Origin of the sequence: Nonomuraea basaltis (genome assembly GCF_005893125.1) — a bacterium.
Lineage (GTDB): Bacteria > Actinomycetota > Actinomycetes > Streptosporangiales > Streptosporangiaceae > Nonomuraea > Nonomuraea basaltis.
On the sequence record NZ_VCJS01000155.1, the window covers coordinates 12,625 to 30,380 of the forward strand.

General features: G+C 68.3%; 20 protein-coding genes and 2 pseudogenes. 11 read left to right on the top strand and 11 right to left on the bottom strand.

All coding sequences use genetic code 11. From position 1 onward, the window contains the following. Positions 1-33 precede the first annotated feature (33 nt). On the bottom strand, positions 34-1,308 hold the full coding sequence (locus EJK15_RS73385) for a Tn3 family transposase (protein ID WP_206061536.1): 1,275 nt from the start codon (positions 1,306-1,308) through the stop codon (positions 34-36). 440 nt (positions 1,309-1,748) lie between these two features. On the opposite strand from EJK15_RS73385, the gene EJK15_RS73390 reads away from it, so the two are divergent. Next, positions 1,749-1,910, top strand: coding sequence for a hypothetical protein (locus EJK15_RS73390; protein ID WP_206061531.1), 162 nt, complete (start codon positions 1,749-1,751; stop codon positions 1,908-1,910). A 169-nt stretch (positions 1,911-2,079) separates the two neighbouring features. On the opposite strand, the gene EJK15_RS73395 is transcribed toward EJK15_RS73390, so the two are convergent. Further along, complete coding sequence (locus EJK15_RS73395) at positions 2,080-2,871, bottom strand: DUF4158 domain-containing protein (protein ID WP_240777661.1); 792 nt, start codon at positions 2,869-2,871, stop codon at positions 2,080-2,082. 58 nt (positions 2,872-2,929) lie between these two features. After that, positions 2,930-3,061: pseudogene (locus EJK15_RS75315) on the bottom strand (DUF4158 domain-containing protein); the annotation flags it as partial. 626 nt (positions 3,062-3,687) lie between these two features. On the opposite strand from EJK15_RS75315, the gene EJK15_RS47055 reads away from it, so the two are divergent. The 4 genes from EJK15_RS47055 to EJK15_RS47070 all read left to right on the top strand — a co-directional run bounded on the left by EJK15_RS47055 (position 3,688) and on the right by EJK15_RS47070 (position 6,780). Beyond that, positions 3,688-4,188 (top strand): hypothetical protein, encoded by a 501-nt coding sequence (locus tag EJK15_RS47055; RefSeq protein ID WP_138716982.1) that lies wholly within the window; start codon positions 3,688-3,690, stop codon positions 4,186-4,188. A gap of 100 nt (positions 4,189-4,288) precedes the next feature. Next, positions 4,289-4,579 (top strand): DUF6609 family protein, encoded by a 291-nt coding sequence (locus tag EJK15_RS47060; RefSeq protein WP_138716983.1) that lies wholly within the window; start codon positions 4,289-4,291, stop codon positions 4,577-4,579. 119 nt (positions 4,580-4,698) lie between these two features. Continuing rightward, entirely contained in the window at positions 4,699-6,153 is a 1,455-nt protein-coding gene (locus tag EJK15_RS47065) for an alpha/beta hydrolase family protein (protein ID WP_171074937.1), read from the top strand. A gap of 213 nt (positions 6,154-6,366) precedes the next feature. Then, the gene (locus EJK15_RS47070; RefSeq protein ID WP_138716985.1) at positions 6,367-6,780 is read left to right on the top strand and encodes a hypothetical protein; all 414 of its coding nucleotides are present in this window, start codon (positions 6,367-6,369) and stop codon (positions 6,778-6,780) included. A gap of 2 nt (positions 6,781-6,782) precedes the next feature. On the opposite strand, the gene EJK15_RS47075 is transcribed toward EJK15_RS47070, so the two are convergent. After that, positions 6,783-7,361, bottom strand: coding sequence for a TetR/AcrR family transcriptional regulator (locus EJK15_RS47075; protein WP_138716986.1), 579 nt, complete (start codon positions 7,359-7,361; stop codon positions 6,783-6,785). A 104-nt stretch (positions 7,362-7,465) separates the two neighbouring features. Between EJK15_RS47075 and EJK15_RS47080 the strand changes: the two genes are divergently transcribed. From EJK15_RS47080 to EJK15_RS76695, 3 genes are all read left to right on the top strand, one after another. Continuing rightward, positions 7,466-7,936 carry a hypothetical protein gene (locus tag EJK15_RS47080; RefSeq protein ID WP_138716987.1) on the top strand — a complete coding sequence of 157 codons (471 nt, stop codon included), beginning with the start codon at positions 7,466-7,468 and terminating at the stop codon, positions 7,934-7,936. Positions 7,937-8,055: 119 nt separating this feature from the next. Beyond that, positions 8,056-8,487 (top strand): nitroreductase/quinone reductase family protein, encoded by a 432-nt coding sequence (locus tag EJK15_RS73405; protein ID WP_240777662.1) that lies wholly within the window; start codon positions 8,056-8,058, stop codon positions 8,485-8,487. A 74-nt stretch (positions 8,488-8,561) separates the two neighbouring features. Then, the gene (locus tag EJK15_RS76695) at positions 8,562-8,696 is read left to right on the top strand and encodes a hypothetical protein (protein ID WP_276615501.1); all 135 of its coding nucleotides are present in this window, start codon (positions 8,562-8,564) and stop codon (positions 8,694-8,696) included. Positions 8,697-8,726: 30 nt separating this feature from the next. Here EJK15_RS76695 and EJK15_RS77955 read toward each other — a convergent pair. Next, positions 8,727-9,005 (bottom strand): annotated as a pseudogene (locus tag EJK15_RS77955) (EamA family transporter); the annotation flags it as partial. A gap of 583 nt (positions 9,006-9,588) precedes the next feature. Here EJK15_RS77955 and EJK15_RS47095 point away from each other — a divergent pair. After that, positions 9,589-11,301 (top strand): IS1634 family transposase, encoded by a 1,713-nt coding sequence (locus EJK15_RS47095; RefSeq protein ID WP_138716989.1) that lies wholly within the window; start codon positions 9,589-9,591, stop codon positions 11,299-11,301. A 334-nt stretch (positions 11,302-11,635) separates the two neighbouring features. Here EJK15_RS47095 and EJK15_RS47100 read toward each other — a convergent pair whose 3' ends face one another. The 4 genes from EJK15_RS47100 to EJK15_RS47115 all read right to left on the bottom strand — a co-directional run bounded on the left by EJK15_RS47100 (position 11,636) and on the right by EJK15_RS47115 (position 13,915). Beyond that, positions 11,636-11,977: a peptidase inhibitor family I36 protein gene (locus EJK15_RS47100; protein WP_171074938.1), complete on the bottom strand. Its 342-nt coding sequence runs from the start codon at positions 11,975-11,977 to the stop codon at positions 11,636-11,638. A 227-nt stretch (positions 11,978-12,204) separates the two neighbouring features. Beyond that, positions 12,205-13,263, bottom strand: coding sequence for an ArsR/SmtB family transcription factor (locus EJK15_RS47105; RefSeq protein WP_138716991.1), 1,059 nt, complete (start codon positions 13,261-13,263; stop codon positions 12,205-12,207). A gap of 15 nt (positions 13,264-13,278) precedes the next feature. Continuing rightward, complete coding sequence (locus EJK15_RS47110) at positions 13,279-13,545, bottom strand: hypothetical protein (RefSeq protein ID WP_138716992.1); 267 nt, start codon at positions 13,543-13,545, stop codon at positions 13,279-13,281. Positions 13,546-13,708: 163 nt separating this feature from the next. Next, on the bottom strand, positions 13,709-13,915 hold the full coding sequence (locus tag EJK15_RS47115) for a hypothetical protein (protein ID WP_138716993.1): 207 nt from the start codon (positions 13,913-13,915) through the stop codon (positions 13,709-13,711). 283 nt (positions 13,916-14,198) lie between these two features. Here EJK15_RS47115 and EJK15_RS47120 point away from each other — a divergent pair, with 283 nt between their 5' ends. Beyond that, on the top strand, positions 14,199-14,780 hold the full coding sequence (locus EJK15_RS47120; RefSeq protein WP_138716994.1) for a helix-turn-helix domain-containing protein: 582 nt from the start codon (positions 14,199-14,201) through the stop codon (positions 14,778-14,780). A gap of 57 nt (positions 14,781-14,837) precedes the next feature. Here EJK15_RS47120 and EJK15_RS47125 read toward each other — a convergent pair whose 3' ends face one another. After that, positions 14,838-15,893, bottom strand: a complete 1,056-nt coding sequence (locus EJK15_RS47125) for an aldo/keto reductase (RefSeq protein WP_240777663.1) — start codon at positions 15,891-15,893, stop codon at positions 14,838-14,840. Between the two features lie 81 nt (positions 15,894-15,974). Then, positions 15,975-16,460, bottom strand: a complete 486-nt coding sequence (locus EJK15_RS47130) for a VOC family protein (protein ID WP_138716995.1) — start codon at positions 16,458-16,460, stop codon at positions 15,975-15,977. Between the two features lie 322 nt (positions 16,461-16,782). Between EJK15_RS47130 and EJK15_RS47135 the strand changes: the two genes are divergently transcribed. Continuing rightward, positions 16,783-17,748: a TIGR04222 domain-containing membrane protein gene (locus EJK15_RS47135; RefSeq protein WP_138716996.1), complete on the top strand. Its 966-nt coding sequence runs from the start codon at positions 16,783-16,785 to the stop codon at positions 17,746-17,748. The last annotated feature ends 8 nt before the right edge of the window (positions 17,749-17,756 follow it).

Below are 17,756 nucleotides of genomic sequence, written 5' to 3' on the forward strand. Positions count from 1 at the left end.
GCGGGGCTTTTGCCCCTCTTCGAGGGACTCAGGTCACGGGGTCAGCCCCAGCTCGCGCAGTTGGACGGGCCGAAGCGGTCGCCATCCGCTGGTGTCGAGCTTGGCCAGTTCCGCCTCGACGTCCACGTTGGTGACGCCGAAGAAGTTGATGTTGTCGCTGTGGCCGGGCGAGATGTGCGACAGGATCTCGTCGCTCACCTCCCGGCCCTGGGAACGCAGCTCCAGCACCGCCCTGGAATAATATTCGGTCGTCCATGCGACCACCGAGTTGGTCAGCAGGGTCAGGCACCATGCCTGCTCGGTCTGCTGTTCCAGATGCGGGCGGGTGATGGTGCCCTGCTGGGCGCAGTGCAGGTCGCGGCGCAGTGCGTGCAGGCTTTCCCCCTTGTTCAGTTGCCGCGAGATCTTCCTTCTGAAGGCCGGGTCCGACAGGTATTTGGCCAGGTGGACGGTCCTGCGCAGCATGCCCCATTCCTTCAGCGCGGCGGCCAGGGTGTTCTGTCGGGAGGCGGCCGACCACTTGCCGACGATCAGCGAGGCGGTGGCCTGGCCGTATTTCAGCGACCCGGCCATCCGCAGCAGGTCCGGCCAGCAGCCGGCGATGAGGTCCTCATTCCAGCGCGCGCCTAGCAGCGGCCCGGCGTGCGGGTAGCGCTTGGCGATCTCGGTCGGGGTGTCGTCCCGCACCAGGGTGACCCGGGTCAAGTCCCGCAGCCGCGGCGTGAGGGCCTTGCCGACCAGGTCGAACAACGCAAAGTTGATGAGCGTAGCTCCGTGACTGTCGGTCGCGTGCTCGGCGATCGGGAGGTCGGTTGCGTTGCCGAGGAAGTCGTCCAGGACGAAGTGCGCCTCCCGCGCCGTCGGCACGATGATCTTCGTGCCGTACGTCGACCACTGATCGGAGACATGGGTGTACGTGGAGAGCACCTGACCGCCGTGAATGACCATGGTCCGGCCGGTCAGGGTCTTGCCGCGGACGGGGAACCGCTGGCCATCCGATGAGCTCATGGTGCCACCGCCGAACACCTTGGCCAGCTCCAGGCCGTAGTGGTGGTCGACGATGACCGTGTTGGCCTCGCGCAGCGTCTCCTCCCGCACGTACCACTCCATGGTCCAGGCCAGCACGTCGTAGGACACCCCGCAGGCCTCCGACATGCGGGCCAGGCCCAGGTTGGTGGACATCGCGATGAGCACGGCCAGGATGTTGCGCTTGGTCTCCACGGACGTGGTGAGCTTGCGGCCGCCGGCGTGGGTGAAGCAGTCCAGGAAGTGCGTGCGGGCGTCCAGTTCGATCAGCAGCGAGGCGATCGGCGCGAACGGGCAGCATCGCGGCCAGCTCCTCCTTCAGCGCCTTGGCCTCGGCCGGTACGTCCTCGGCCGACAGCGGCGGCACCACCAGATGCTCGTCCTCATCCAGCCGGACCATGCCGGTATCGTCGGGAGCGGCGCCGGCCAGGGTCGTCTCCAGCTCCTGCAGGGCGGCGTGCAGTTCCTCCTTGCCCTGCTCCAGCGCCTCGGCCGCGTGCGGCGGCTTGCCCACCAGGCGGCAGTACTCGCCGCGCCGGGGCGCCCACTGCTCAGGCGTGTACAGGTAGGTGGCCGGGTCGGCGTAGCGGCGCGAGCCCGGCACGAAGACATCCCCGCTGCGCAGCCCGTCCCGCAGGCACAAGATCACACACAGCTCCCAGAAGTGGCGGTAGGCGGTGTCCTCCCCGGACCTGCGAGCCTTGGCCAGATAGTCGGCGTACTTGGCGGGCACGAAGCCGCTCGGCGCCCCCGCGGGCACCTTCCGGCCACCGAGCCGGTTCATCTCCTTCAAGACGGCCACCGCCTCCATCAGCTCGGCCGTGCCCGGCCCGCCCTGGAAATCGATCGCGGCCAGCACGTTCGGCGTGAACTGGCGCAGGTAGGTGTAGGACGACTCCAGCTCCGACAACCGGCCGTGATCTCGGGGCAGCGGCTTCCACGCATCGGAGGTGATCTCCCGCAGCCGCTGCATGCCGATCCGCTCGCGCAGCATCCCGCCCACCTCATCGTCGGGGATCGACGGGTCGGCCAGCACCGGCAGGATCATCTCCATCACCAGCTGCCGGGCCTCCCCCTCTTGGCCCGCTCGACCAGCGCCTCATCCGTCTTGGACTTCGCCCGCGACTCCCGCGCCGACACCGCCTGGTCGAACAGGGCCACCACCTCATCCAATTGGTCGACCGCGGCCTGGGCCACGAACGCCAGCAGGATCGGGAACTTACGCTCCTTGCGCCGCTCCAGCCCCTGGTTGGTCGAGCGGCGCGCAACCTGGGCCAGGAACCGGCGCCGCTCGTTCGGCAGCACCGACACATCCATCTGGTGGGCGTCGATCGCGCGCAACCAGGTCAGCTTGTCGATCGCGGTCTTCACCGAGGTCGCCGAGGCATCCCGTGCCGGGCTGACCAGCCACTCCAGCCGGGTCATCCCCAGCCCCGCATCCACCAGCAGCATCCGCTCCAGATCGGCGCGGACCTCCGCCGTCAGCAGGTGCCCCACCAGCTGCGAGGTCAGATCGGAGGCCGCCTGGCGGGCCGTGCCGACCATCTTGGCCAAGATGAGCGCGCCGGGCCGGATCACCTTGGCCGCCATCAGATACTCGCGCGCCAGGTTAAACAGCAACGTGGGCGAGTCGTGCTCCATCGCCCGGTCCAGTAGGAACTGCTCCAGCTCCTTCATCGCCTGGCTGCTCGCCGGAGCGGTCTGCCACTCCAGATACTTGGCGATCAGGCCCAGTTGGTCCGAGCGGGTCTGATCGCGCTTGCCGTACAGCCGCAGCGCCGCCGGCGCCACGCCCAGCCGCTCCGCGACCCGGGCTACGGCCGCAGGCGGTGCCGAGGCCCACATCGTCGGGCACGAACCCGAGCCACGGCAGCGTGCAGAGCTGGACCAGCATGCCCAGCCGATCGACAGGGCCCCGCCCACCGGGACTCACGAACGCCGCGTCAGCCGCCGTCGGCGTGAAATATCGGATCAACTCATCTGCGCTGATCTCCGGGAACGAGCGCAGCTGCTCCAACTGCTCCTCGGAGAACATCTTCTCTGACAACGCATCACTCCACGTGCCGTACCGGACAAAACCGGAACGAACGTAGCGGCAGTGATCATCAACCCGCCACAGGCGGTCAAACTCCTCCGTTACCGCAGCTCAGACGCTACTTCGTTGAGAATTTCTTCATTGCTACCGGGACCCCTTCATGCAGGTCAGAGAAAAATGATCTCTTCCATCACGTAGGGCAAGTAGATTGGCTGCCGGGCGAGATTCGAGGCTCACCTGGCCAGTCGCCGAGTCGCTATCTGGGACCCAAGTGCGGCGCGCCCGCAATCACGAGGTGCCGTCAGGCGAGTACGACTCGCTGTCATGTCCCCGCCCCGCAGACCGGTGATCCGTTCCGATGATCAACCCTTCGCGGACCAGGGCCGCTGGGAAGAATCGTGTCAGGGGGCCCAAGCGAGGCAGGTCCCAGCCGGTGACCTGAACGCCCGGGCGAGCACGATTTCGGCCCAGGCGGATCACTCCCGCGCGAACGACATACCGGGAACATACTCGGACCTCATAGTCTCGCGGCCGTCCCAGAAGTCACACGAGATGACGGAGAAGACCATGCGCGGAGGGAACGGCTCGCCGTCCTCGCCACCATCACGATCAGTACCAGCGCCCTGATGGGCACTGCGGCCTTAGCCGATGACCAGATCCCCGAGGACGCGCTCATCGCCCGTTACGACACCGAAGTCACCACCATCAAGGTGACGCCCGAGCAGGTTCTGGCGGAGGCGAACGCAGCGGGCGAAGTCGTCGACGCGACGCCGACGGGGGTCGGGGTCCCGGCGATCAAGTGCTCGGGCAAGCAGGTCCACTGGGCTGCGTATAACGGCTTCGGGGTGAGGATGGTCAGCTTCTTCCAGAAGCTGAGCTGGTGCTATAACGGCACGAAGATCACGACGCAGACGTCCTCGGCGTGGGGTGAGGTGTACCAGCCCCTGTGGAGCTGGAAGGGCGTGCAGTCCACGACGAAGGTCGGCGGGGTCGGCTGGAGCTACTACACACTCACCCGCCAGGGCAAATTCTGCCTTCAAGTCAATAACGCGTGCTATCAGGAGTGGTGGCCCTGGATCAAGCAAAAGGGGACCGCGACCGGGGGATACTCCTACGACGCAGGCTGACGTGGCTAGATAGATGTTGACCATGTGGGCGCGGCTGAGCCGGGCCCCGCGCCGCTGCTGCTCGGCGGCCAGCCGCTGCTGCAGTTCGCAGTTCCAGTCCGTGACGCGTTCGTCGGTCCTGATCTATCTGGTGATCAGCAGGACCAAGGGCGTGGACGACCGGACGATCCTGCTGCGGGTGCTGTTCGTGGTGGGGGTGCACTTCGTGCCGATGGGGCTGGCGCACGGGCCGCTGATCACCGTCCTGGGCGTGTTCACGATGGTCAACGCGGCGGCGGCGCTGCGCATGTCGGCGGCGCCGCTACCGGTGTTCGGGGTGATCGACGCGGTGCTGAAGTCCGGCTTCGGCGCGGTGATGCTGCTCGCCTATCCAGTGCTGACCTTCACGTGATCGATACGTCTGCTCGGTCAATGGCGGATGGCCGGGTCCTCGGGACCTTCTGCTCTGGTCATGCGGTCTCGGGGCGGCGGAGCCTGGATCGGACTCGCATCCGGAACGAGGGAGCGGAGATGAGACCGTTCGAGATCGTGCTGCTGGTCGCCGACGTGGTGGCGTTCGTGGTGCTGGTGATCCCGCCGCGGGGGCGCGTCGAGTGGCTGCGGCACGCGGCCCTCGTGCCGCCGGCCGCGATGGCCGCGCACCTGCTCGTGGAGGGGCCGCGCTGGCAGATGATCCCGGCGTACGGGCTGGGCCTGGCGTTCGCGTTCGCGGGCGGCCGGCTGCTCCGAGGCGTCCGGGCGCCGGGCAGACGCAGGTGGCCGCGGCTGTTCGGGGCCGGGCTCGGCGTGCTGGGGCTGGTGGTCTCCGCCGCCCTGCCTGCGGCCCTTCCCATCTTCGGCTTCCCCGAGCCCACCGGCCCATACGACGTCGGCACGCTGACCTACCACTGGGTGGACGCCGACCGTCCGGAGATCTTCACCGCGGCCCCGGACGACCGCCGCGAGCTCATGGTGCAGATCTGGTATCCGGCCGAGGCCGATCCGTCTGCGCCGCGGGCCCCGTACATCGAGGACGCCGCCATCATCACGCCGACGCTGGGACGCCTGCTGGGCGTGCCCGGCTTCACCTTCTCGCACCTGGGACACGTCAGAACCAACGCCGTCCCCTCAGCCCCCGTGGCGGACGGCGAGCTGCGTTACCCGGTGCTGATCATGCTGGCCGGCATCCAGGGCTACCGCCAGGTGTACACGTTCAAGGTCGAGGAACTGGCCTCGCAGGGGTACGTCGTCGCCGCCATCGGCCAGCCGTACGCCCATGCGGCGGTGCTCTTCCCCGACGGCCGCCAGGTGGCCTACGACCACCGCCTCGATGACCGCGCGTTCGAGGACACCCACATCCCCCACCTCTCGCAGGACGTCGGCACCACCTTGGACCGGCTCACCGCCCTGGACCTGGCCGACCCCCACGGCGTCCTGACCGGCCGGCTGGACCTGAGCCGGGTGGGCCTCACCGGCCAGTCACTGGGCGCCATCGTGGGATCCCAGGCTTGCCTGGCGGAGCCGCGGCTGCGGGCGTGCCTGCTCGAGGACGGCTACATGACCCCTGACGCGGTACGGTCGGGCCTCCGGCAGCCGACCATGTGGATCACCAGGGACGCCGAGGTCATGCGGCTCGAAAGGCGGCGTGCCGGCGGTTGGACGGAGGCCGACATCGCCGAGCACCAGAACACCATGCGGGCGGTGTACGAGAGCCTGCCCACGGAGGGCTATTTCGTGCTGGTGGACGGCATCTTCCACCTCGACATGACCGACGGCCCGCTCTTCGCGGCGCCGCCCCTCGCCGCCGCCCTGGGTCTGTCCGGTCCGATCGGCGGCTCGCGGGCGCACGCCGTGACCAACGCCTACTCCGTGGCGTTCTTCGACCACCAGCTCAAGGGCACGCACTCGCCCCTGCTGGACGGCCCATCGCGGCAGTATCCCGAGGTCCGCATCGAACGCCACCTTCCCCATCCAGACAAGGAGTGACATGATCCAGCACGCCACGGCACCCGCCGTCGGGCGGGTGAAGTACCACTTCGACGACATCTTCACCGACCTGGCCTTCCTGCACACGCTGACCACCACGGGTTCAAGGGCGCCGCGCTCGGCGAGTGCCACGCCGCGGCCGCGCGCATCACCGAGGGCGACCCGGCCAGTTGGCGGGCCGCCTGGACGCAGGAGGGCGCGCGGGCGGAGGCGGTGGCCGAGCGGGCGGAGGCGGCCAGGCATCTGGTCAGCGCCCAGGAGGCCCACCTGCGTGCGGTCACCTACCACTGGAACGCCGCCATGGCCGTCATGCCGGACGATCCGGACTTCCGCCCGAGCGTTGAGCACTTCCGCACGTTGTTCCGCCGGTTCGCGGCGTTGAGCAACCCGCCGATCGACGTGGTGGAGATCCCGAACGAGCGGGCGAGCCTGCCCGGCTACTTCCTGCGCCCCGCCGGCCCACCACGACCCCGGCCGACCAGCGCCGACGCCGAGCTCATCACCTGCCCGCTGCTGTGCGTCAACGACCAGGGCGACTACCCTGCACTGCGTGAGCAGGCGGCCCGCGCCATCGCCGGCGCGGCCCATCCGCTGTCGGCGCACCAGCATCAACCCCGGACCCGTTAGGTTCAGGGCAGGTCGTGCAGCGCCGCGAGCGCCTCATCGATGTGGTCGAGGAGCGTCCGCGTCCGGCCCTCCCGATGCCACTGCTCCAGTGAGCCGAAGTAGACGCCGAACCAGTAGGTGCGGGCGGTGACCCCGGCCCGTGTGGCCGACATGCCCTGGGCCCGCAGCAGGTCCGCGAAGCGCTGGCTGCTCTCGTCCAGCGCGGCGTACACGGCCGCCCGCACCGGCGGCTCCTCCAGCACGTACTGCATGCCGCGCCAGGGCTCCCCCGTGCGCCAAGGCGCCCGCTGCGCCGGGTCGGCGACGGCGGCGACGATCCGGCGCACCGTGCCCGGCAGATCGTCCAAGTCGATGTGGCCTTCCAGCCGGTCGACGCCGATCGTCGCGTACGGGTCGGTCGTGAACAGCCCTTCCTTGGAGCCGAAGTACCGGTAGAAGGTGCGCGGCGAGACGCCCGCGGCCGCGGCGACCTGCTCGACCGTCACCTCGCCGTACCCGCGCTCGTCGAAGAGGTCCATGGCGGTGTCGATGATGTGGTGCACCGCGGCCAGCCGGTTGCGCTGGCGAAGGGTCAACGCCATGGGGCCAGGTTATCGCACTGTGTCAATTTGGCATACTCTGCCATATTGACGGACACTGCCAGTAGCGTGACGATGGAGACATCCAACCGAAGTAGGTGACGGAAATGCCCGTCCACGCACTCGCCGGCCATCTGGTGATCATCACTGCTCCCCTCGCCACCCTCGTGGCCCTCGTCTACGCCTGGCGGCCCACGTCCCGGCGTGGCATGCGGCTGCCCCTGGTCGTGTTCAGCGTCCTGAACGCGGCCCTCGCGATCTGGGCGGGAACCGCCGGCTCCGCCCTCCTCGGCACGCTGCGCACGACCGCCCAAGGTGCGGGTCAGACCCTGTCGCCCACCGTCCTCTCCCACGCCCACGAGGGCGACTACCTGACCCTCTCGTCCGTCGTGCTGGTGGTGGCGGTGCTCACGGTGGTGTGGTGGGTACTCGCCCCCGGCCGCGAGAAGAGCGCGGGCGCGATCGCGGCCTCCTGGGTGCTGACCGCCGCAGTCGTCGCCGTGTGGTGGTTCACCGGGACCACGCTCGCCGAGGCCCTCGAATCGGTGTGGTCACACCACACCCTCTGGAAGACCTGAACAGGAGGCTCGCAATGCTCGAACGAGAGAATTCGACGGCCGCACACCGAGGCGGCCCTTTCTATGCCCTGAAACGGTGGATGTACCGCCGCGGCCGTCCCGGGAGACTGGCGCGGGCCATGAACCACCTGGATATCCTGCAGTACGCCGCGGGCTGTCTCAGCCCCCGCCGCGCCGTGGTTTTGGAGGTACGCGGCCGGACCAGCGGCCGGACGGTCTCGGTCCCCGTGGTCGTGGCGGACCACGAGGGCGGGGAGTACCTGGTGTCGATGCTGGGTGAGGAGGCGAACTGGGTTCGCAACGTCCGCGCCGCCCACGGTCACGCGATCCTGCGTCGCGGCGACCGCCGCCCCGTCTTGCTGGAGGAGGTGCCCCCGGACCTCCGGGCCCCGATCCTCCGCCGCTACCTCGCCCTCGCCCCGGGCGCCCGCCCCCACGTCCCGGTGTCACGTCGCGCGCCACTCGCCTCTTTCGAGGCCATCGCCGCCCGCCACCCGGTCTTCCGCATCCACGACGCCTCGGCCGAAGAGCCCTCCCTTCGACAAGGTTGAGTGGGTGGGCCTTGCACAAGGGCGTCAAGGGGAAAGCCGCCACACGCCGTACGAACTCCACCACCGTCTCCAGGGTGTCCATCGAGGCCGTGCGCCGCAGGCGCGGCCACGCGGGCACAGAGACGACGCAGCTGTACGCCCTCCTCGATGACGAGGTCGCCGATGCCGAGATCAGTTCCGGCGATGAAGCCAAGAAAGATCGTCCATAGCGGCGTGGTGGCATTGAGCACTCCGGCCACGCTGGAGCTCACGTGCTGTTCGGCGATCGCAAAGAGGGTGTAGGGGATAGCGTTGGCGAATAGCGCCGCTATGGCCAGATGAATCCACAAGATCGGCTGTGCTGGCAGCCTTAAGCCCCGTGCTTTGATGATCGGGTAGAGAACGAGAGCACCAAGGGCGAGCCTGATCAAGGTGATCTGGGCAGGTGACAGTCCACGCAGTGCGATGGCGATCCATAGGAAGCTAGAGCCCCAGAGGAGGGCGAGAATTCCTAGGCGTATAAAGCTGCTGGTGGCCAACTGGTGCTCGCCTCCTGATCATTCAACCGGCGTGTCGTAGAACAGTCCGGTCATGTCCGATCTCATGCGAACCTGGTCAGTTCGTAGGGATCGCTGTTCTGGTCGATGCTGACATGGAGGACGTCCAGCACGGGAACTCCGGGCGGCAGTTTGAGGTACCGGCTTTCCTCGCTCGTGATATGCGAGCGGCCGGGCGGCCCGGAGGAGTCTCACCTCCGCACCACCCGGCGGATCCCTACCACCCCAGATAACGATGGTCCCGGCCGGAGAGAGCCCCCGTTTTGGAAGGCGTACGGGCGAAGCCCGTGCCTTTCAAACCACGTGAGGAGAGTCACTAGACGATCAAACGAGTGATCTAAACTGGGCGCCTTTACAATGTAGATTTCCTAGGGCGGGGAGCGGAAGGCTATGCCGTCTTCTCTTGACTCGCGTTCCGCAGCTAATCGGGCTGCTGGGGCATGATCGAGCATGAAGATGCAGGTCGGCGACATGAGGCCTAGCGGAAATCGCGAGAACGCCTAGTAACACGACTTCCACGAAACAGCAGTCACAGACTGTGCTTAAGCTGTTACGGTCTGGTGGCATGTTCGTCAGGAGCTCTGCCCGCAGGAACAAGGACGGCACGGTGGTGCGCTACCTGCAACTGGCGCACAACGAATGGGATCCGGCCAGCAAATCGTCCAAGACCAAGGTGCTGCACAACTTCGGCCGCGAGGATCAGCTCGACCGCCCGGCGGTCGAGCGCCTGGTCACCTCGCTGTGCCGGCTGCTGGACCCCGAACGCGCGGCCACCGTGCGCACCCCCGGCGAGCTGAACTACCAGGGTTCAGCCAGCTTCGGCGGCGCCTACCTGCTGGACCAGCTGTGGCGACAGCTGTCCATCGACAAGATCATGATTTCCATGCTGGCCCGTACCCGGCGCGGCCCCTACACCGAGCGGGTGCTGTTCGCGCTGGTGGCCAACCGCGCGCTGGATGCCTCCTCCAAGCTGGCCGCCTCGCACTGGGTCGGCCGCCGCGCCCACATCGAGAGCCTGACCAGCTGCAGCGACGATGCCTGCTATCGGGCGATGGACTGGCTGCACGAGTGCCGCGACGCGATCGAGAACAAGGTGTTCGACCAGGTCGCCACCCTCTTGAACCTTCAGGTGGACTTGCTGTTTTTCGATACGACCAGCACCTATTTCGAGATCGACACCCCCGATGAGGCCATCGACCGCGACGAGCGCGGCATGCCCCTGCCCGACGACTGCGATGCCGGCGAGGAACCGGCCATGCGCAAGGGCTTCCGGGCGTTCGGCAAGTCCAAGGATCACCGCGACGACCTGCCGCAGGTGGTGATCGGGCTGGCGGTCACCCGCGACGGCATCCCGGTCCGCTGCTGGCGCTGGCCGGGCGGCACCGCGGACGCCACCGTGATCAGCCAGGTCAAGAAGGACATGCGGGACTGGACTCTCGCCAAGATCGTGTGGGTGGGTGACCGCGGCTTCACCTCCGAAGACAACCGGCGCACGCTACGCAGCGGCGATCACCACTACATCCTCGGGGAAAAGCTGCGCTCGGGCAGCCCCGAGGCCAAGGCGGCGCTGGCACGGCAGGGCCGCTACACCGACGTGGCCGGCAACCTCAAGGTCAAAGAGGTCCGCATCAGCGAGCATGAACGCTTCGTCATCTGCTTCAACCCCGACGGTGCCGATCGCGACGCGGCGGTGCGGGAGCGACTGCTGGCCCACCTCGGCGAGCTGATCGACGGCACCGACGGCTGGAAGAGCGACAAGCGGGCCGAACTGCGCGGGGTGATCTCCACCAAGCCCGGCCTGAACCGCTACCTGCGCGTCACCGCCGGCGGGCTGCTGCGCATCGACCAAGCCAAGGTCAAGGCCGAGGCCAAGCTGGACGGCAAGTACCTGCTGCGCAGCAGCGACCCGCGTCTGAGCGCCGAGGACATCGCACTGGGATTCAAGCAGCTCTGGCAGGTCGAGCGGGGCTGGCGGGACATGAAGCAGATCATCGACCTGCGGCCCGTCTACCACCGCCTGGAGCAGCGCATCCGCGCCCACGTCATCCTCTGCTGGCTGGCCCTGCTGCTGATCCGCATCATCGAAACCGGCACAGGCCGGACCTGGCGGCACATCCGTGAGGAATTCGACCAACTGACCATCGCCACTTTCACCGGGCCAACCGGCACCTTCCGCCAGATAGCCGAGCTCACCAAGCCACAACGAGACATCCTCGCCAAACTTGCGCTTCCCATCCCGAAGAAGGTCATAGAGGCGATACCGGCCACCCCCTCCTGACCAGCAATAACACCCCCGCCTAGTACCACGCCGCGCACGCGTTCCAGCATGCGTTACCGCAGCTCAACCCCTTGATCCGTGTGCTTTTCTTCAGACACATCTGCGGAACCCAAGGTCCAGGCGATTCTCGAGGCGGACGACGAGGCCGCCGCCGAGCAGCCCGAGTTGTAAGTCCCCAACACGGCGAAGGCCCGCCGCGCGATGGTGCACGACGGGCCTTTCTCATGTCCGGGTCAGGCGTGGATGTGCTCCGCAACCTTTCGCCGGCGCGGCTCCACCACATCTTCCCACCAGTTCGCTTTCCGTATTGAGAACGGCTGGCTACCAGCTGAAGTCACGGGGTAATGCAGACGCGGTCGGCATTGTTGTCCGAAGACCCCGAGAGGTTCCCCCAGGCGCCGGGCGAGAATGAGGCGATCTCTACCCAGGAGGAGCTCACCTTGGCGTACAGGTGGACGTAGGCATTGTTATGGCCGCGGTTGTAGACGGAGCTGATGCTGTTTCCGGGGAAGGCCGGGGGCTCGTGGCAACCAGCAGTTGGAGCTACCCATCTACTGCCGGTTCCGTTGTACCCCATGTAGTAGCACGAGTAGTTCAGGTCGCATTCCCATGCCAATGCTGTCGCCTGCGCTGGCGTAGCGGCGAGGAACGGGATGGTGGCGATGAGCAGACTCACGACGATTGACGAGTACCGGCGCATGTTCGTGTGACCCTTCCTGTGTGTCCGAGTGGTACTGATTGGCACAAGCGTCTGCGGGGCAGCACCAAGACGTCCACAACATTCGGCCTCAGTCAAAACTCCCTGGTCGCCAGCGTTCAGCCTGTGCCGTCACCTCCCCGTCTCCTCGCTGGCCACTGGCCAATGGCCCCGGCGTGCTCGGAACGGCCGGGGCCACGTCGGGGTCAGCCGTGAATATGCTTGGCGACCTTCGCCTGGAACGCCTCCGACCGCCGCCTCGTCCCGGGCGAGCGGTCATCCTCTTCTTCGGCAGTCGGCCCGAGCAGGAGATCCGCGCCCAGAGGGCTGAGGGTGTGCAGCATGGTGTTGGCGCTGCGGCTACTGATGATCAGGCCCGCGTCGCGCAAGATCGTGGTGTGATGGCTGGTCGTAGCCGGCGACACCCCGACCCGCTCGGCCAGGTCGCTCGTGGTGCCACTCGCTGCCACGGCGCGCAGGACTGCGGCGCGGGTGTCGCCGAGCAACCGATCCAGGGCGGCTCCGTGGCGCACTGTGGCGGAGCCAGGAGAATGGTCAACGGGGTAGACGACGACCTGCGGGAGTCCGGGGTTGAAGATGGTCGCGGGATGCAGGCGGGCGAAGTAGGAGGGGATCAGCAACAGTCCGCCGTGCAGGTGGACGTCTCGGCTGGAGGGGTGGGCGGGGATGTCCAGGACGGGGAAGTGCCATCGCATGATGGGGCGGAAGCTGTCGAGCAACCCATCGACGCCGCCCGCGCGAAGTGCCTGGCGCCGCAGCGCGACGTCGAAGTCTACGCAGGTGCGGATCGTCGGCCAGTACGGGGCGACCGAGACGCGATGGTAGGCGCGCATGGTGTCGCCGAGTTCGGCCAGCGCTCGGTATCTGGATGCGCGCAGGTCGTCTAGCCAGGCGCCATGGCCGGGGCCGCCGCCGAGTAAGCCGATCTCGTCGCATAATCGGCGCCGCGATGTACTCAGGATCGCCTCCAGCGCCTCCTCCAGGCCGAGCGCGCCCTCCGGCGGGGTAAGCAGGTCGGGATAGTAGGCGGCGTGGGGCGCAATGGGAAACAGGCGAGCTCGAACCCGGGATGCCAGGTTGGTCTGGTGCAGATCGTGGCGAACGCGTCGGCGCCACCCTCCGAGGTCCCTCTTGCCGTACGTAGCCTGTAGTGCCTGAATGCTGTTGGCCAACTCCCACATGACGTCCGCCCCGTTCGCCACATAGGTACGCGCCAGATCAGCGCGGGTGAAATGAATACGCACCCGACCTCCACGATCTTAGGCCCGGCCCCCTTCTTCGATATCGCGCCTATGAGCCCGTTCGTTCCAAGAAGAGGCAGAATGCACGCCGAGCCTGTTCGATGGACCGTTCGTCACTCCCCCGGATATGAACGCGCACCTGCGGCGCGGCCTGTCCAGCACCGTCTGCACCGACTCCCGCACAGAGAGCGTCATCAGCGGCAGCAGCTCGTGCATCGCCCGCCGCGCCTCGGTCTCCTCCTCCTCGTCGAGGAAGTCCCGCACGAGGTCCACATCGGGGATCATCCCGCCTCCTCCGGTCTCGCCGCGCGATCATGGACCCCCAGCCGACGTCATGATCCGTGTTGGTGCCGCTGTGGAGGGGAGGTATGAGTACGGGATCTGCGCCGCCAAATCATCCTGCTTGCCGAGAAGCTGATCAAGGGACCATGTGCGCGGCGCCCGCGCGTCAAGAGATCCAGAGGTACCCGAACCTGCCAACCGCCAGGACGCACAGGACGCCGAACACGACGGCCACCGGCCACGACCTCCTGCCCGTCGTCCAGGCCACGCCAGCCACGGCGACTCCCAGGAGGCTTGCGGCCGAGATGGCCACGGAGTTGCCCAAGTCCTCCAGCGAGGTGCCGTGATAGGGGTCGTCGTCGGGCGCCTCCACGCGATAAGCGAACCCTACGGCGCGGCGGGGTGGCCAGGTGATCGGTGCGTGCCTGCCGGACGGACAGCGTGCGGGTGCGCGTGTGGGCGCGGCGCACAGTGGTGTGCCGCGCTGGAGCTGTCGTGAGCGGCCCGCGTCGGCCGCCGCCGTCATGGCGTCATCGCCGGGGACACCAGGGTCACGCGCGGCAAGATCATTCCGCGTCTGTTCCGCCAACAGCGGCACACAGTGGCGCACACCGCGTATTTGACAAATAGCGTTGCCGTAATGGCAAAGTGGCCGGATGGACGACCTAGAGGAGACGCTCCAAGCGGTGGGTCCCCGGCTGCGGGCGCTGCGCTTGGAGCGCGGAGCGACGCTGGCGGAGCTTTCCGGGAGCACCGGCATCTCCGTCAGCACCCTGTCCCGCCTGGAGTCCGGCCAGCGCAAGCCGACCCTTGAGCTGCTGCTCCCGCTGGCCCGCGCCCACCAGGTCCAGCTGGACGAGCTGATCGACGCGCCGGTGACCGGCGATCCGCGCGTGCACATGCGGCCGATCATGCGCCACGGCATGACGTACATCCCGCTGAGCCGCCGTCCCGGCGGGCTGCAGGCGTACAAGCAGATCTATCCGCCGCACTGGCCGGAGAAGGAGCCGGAGCAGCAGGTCCACGAGGGCTACGAGTGGCTGTACGTCCTGTCGGGGCGGCTGCGCCTGCTGCTCGGGGAGCACGACGTGCTCCTGACGCCGGGCGAGGTGGCCGAGTTCGACACACGGACGCCGCACGCCTTCGTCAACCCGGGCGCCGAGCCGGCCGAGGTCCTGGCGCTGTTCGGGCCCCAGGGCGAGCGCATGCACGTCCGGGCCCGCCCCGCCGCCAAATGAGGCCGGGGCCGTTCATGGTGGCCACCGCCGCCCAGCCCTGACGCGACGGGCCGCCGTTCAGCCGGCGGAGCGGCCGGCGAGCGGCCGTCGGCGTCCTGCCACGTCCTCGAGTGCGGGCGGCCGCCATGCGCCGTCCGGTTGGTACAGGTTCGTGCCCGGCGGCACGATCTCGTCGATCCTGTCGAGCGTCGCGTCGTCGAGCGTGAGCGAGGCGCCCTTGAACGTCGCGTCGAGCTGCTCCATGGTGCGAGGCCCGATGATCACCGACGTGACGGCGGGATGCGCCACGGGGAACGCCACGGCCAGCTCGGGCAGCGTGCACCCGATGGACTCGGTCAGCTCGGCGAGGCGCTCGACCGCCTCCAGCTTGGTGACGTTCTCGGGGATCGACGGGTCGAAGCGCTTCGGGGTGAGCGCCGGCCGCCCGGTGGACAGATCGGCGGGCTTCCCCTTCCTGAACCTGCCCGACAGGAACCCCGACGCGAGCGGGCTCCACGTCAGCACGCCCATCCCGTACCGGCGGCACACCGGCAGCACGGACGTCTCGATCCCGCGGGCGAGCAGCGAGTACGGCGGCTGCTCGGTCCTGAACCGCTGCAGCCCGCGCCGCTCGGCCACGTGGTGCGCCTCCACGATGTCCTCGGCGGGGAACGTCGAGCAGCCGAACGCCCGGATCTTGCCCTGGGTGACCAGGTCGCCCAGCACGCCGAGCGTCTCCTCGACGTCGGTCGTGTCGTCGGGGCGGTGGACCTGGTAGAGGTCGATCCAGTCGGTCTGCAGGCGCTTCAGGCTCTCCTCAACCTCCTTGACGATCCACCGCCGCGAGTTCCCGCTCCTGTTGCGGCCCTCCCCCATCTGGAAGTGCACCTTGGTGGCGAGGACGACATCGTCGCGCCGCCCGCGCAGCGCCTTGCCGACGATCTCCTCCGACTCCCCCGCCGAGTACATGTCGGCCGTGTCGACGAAGTTGATCCCGTGGTCGAGGGCGTGGTGGATGATGCGGGCGCAGTCGTCGTGGTCGGGGTTGCCTACCGCGCCGAACATCATGGCGCCCAGGCAGTGGACGCTCACCTCGATGCCGGTGCCGCCGAGTGGGCGGTATCGCATGGTCATGGGCGGCAAGCCTAGGAGCTGGATCGGACTCCAGGTCAAGCTCCGCGAGCGGCCACCACGGTCAGCCGCGGCGCGCCGGTGTCAGGAGTCCGGGAGCCGGTCCGGGTCCGTGCCGAAGCCGTCGAGCGCCTCGCGCTCCTCCAGGCTGCGCAGTTCCTGGAAGACGGTTATGTGCAGGCCGGCGGGGGCGTCGAGGCGGGCGTTCAGCGACTCCCAGGGCGTGACCGTGGGGGGCGCGACCTCGGCCGCGCCCGCCGACACCAGCCGTCCGGTCGTGGCCCGCGCGTCGTCCACCTCGAACGCGACCCGGATCTTCGGTGCCACCTGACGGCCCACCTCGACCTCGTCGATCATCTTCTTCTGCGCCGGGTTCGCGATCTCCAGTGTGGCGCGCCCGGCGTCCAGGATCGCCACCCGGGCGCCGTCCCCGCTCGAGAACGCCGCCTGTTCAGGAAGCCCCAGGACGTCGCGGTAGAAGGTCAGCGCGGCCTCGTAGTCCTCCGCCTCGACCACCAGGCGGAGCTGGCGGACCGGGCGACCGCCCGCTGGGTCGGCGTGCGTGCTCATGTGATCTCCTCTGAGGGGCCGGGACCGTCGTTCCCTTGCACCAACCCGCTCGTCTCGCCACTTCATCCCCAAGCGGGCGGCGGAACCGGACCGACTCTGCGACCTTTGAGAGCCCGGCCATGGTCGTGGCCGACCCCGGCAGGGCACGAAATCCACATCAAGGTAGCCGAGAAAGACCATTTCCACCCCCGTTTCGCGGCCCGCGGCCGCGGCTGAATGGCCTTTTGCGCATTCTGACAACTTTCCCGGGAACCGCCGCTCCAGCCGGAACGTCTTTTGAACAAGCGGGGTTTCCCGGAATTTGTCTGTCAGGGGGACGCTCATGAACGGGGTCTTCTACGGAATCGCCATCGCGCTGCTCGCGCTCGTCGCGTTCACCGCGGTCAGAACACAGCTGGCGTTATTCCGCGCCCGCTCCACCACGGCCGCGGCTGCGCGCGATCCACTCGATCTCTACGAGGCGGCGTATCTGGCCGGCGGGCCCCGCCGGGTCGTCAACACGGCGCTGGTGTCGCTGGTCTCGCAGGGCGGGGTGCGGGTGTCGAGCGAGGGGGTCGTCACGCCGGTGCAGGGATTCCGGCCGCGCAAGCGGACGCCGGTCGAGCGGGCGGTGCACAAGCACGTCAAGTCGGCTCCGGGCGGGCGCACGACGGCGCAGGTACGGCACAGCACGGTCGACGATCACACGATGCGGCGGCTGACCACGCCGCTGTGGCGGCACGGCTTCCTGATGTCGCCGGCCGACCGGGCGCGGGCGCGGCGGCGTACGAGCCGGCTGATCGTCTTTGCGGCGCTGGCGGCGATCATGGCGGCGGTGAGCCCTTTCCTGGGCGGGCCGCTGGGCGCGATCATGATCGCGGCCGCAGCGGTGGTCGTGGGCGTGGCCTGCTTCCTCTGGCTGCGCCGCGCCATGGCTGACCCGGTGACGAAGGCGGGCAGGGCCGCGCTGGCGCGGGTGGACGTGCGTGACCTGGCGGACGGGTCGTGGTCGAGCCCCGACGACGTCAAGCTGGTGGCGTTGCACGGGCTGACCAAGCTGCCGGACCGGCAGCTGGCCGACACGCTGCGGCGCGACACCCGGGTCACGACCGGCAGGTCGGCCGCGTGCTGCGCCCCCGGCCACTGCGGGTCGTACGGCAGCTCGTACGTTCCCGTGTACGACGGCGGCTCGTACGGCGGCGGCTCGTCCGAGGGCGGTTTCTTCGGCGGCCTCTTCGACTTCGGGGGCTCCCACGGAGGCGGCTACGACGGCGGTGGGGGCGGCTACCTGTCTCTTATACTCACCTAACTGCCCCG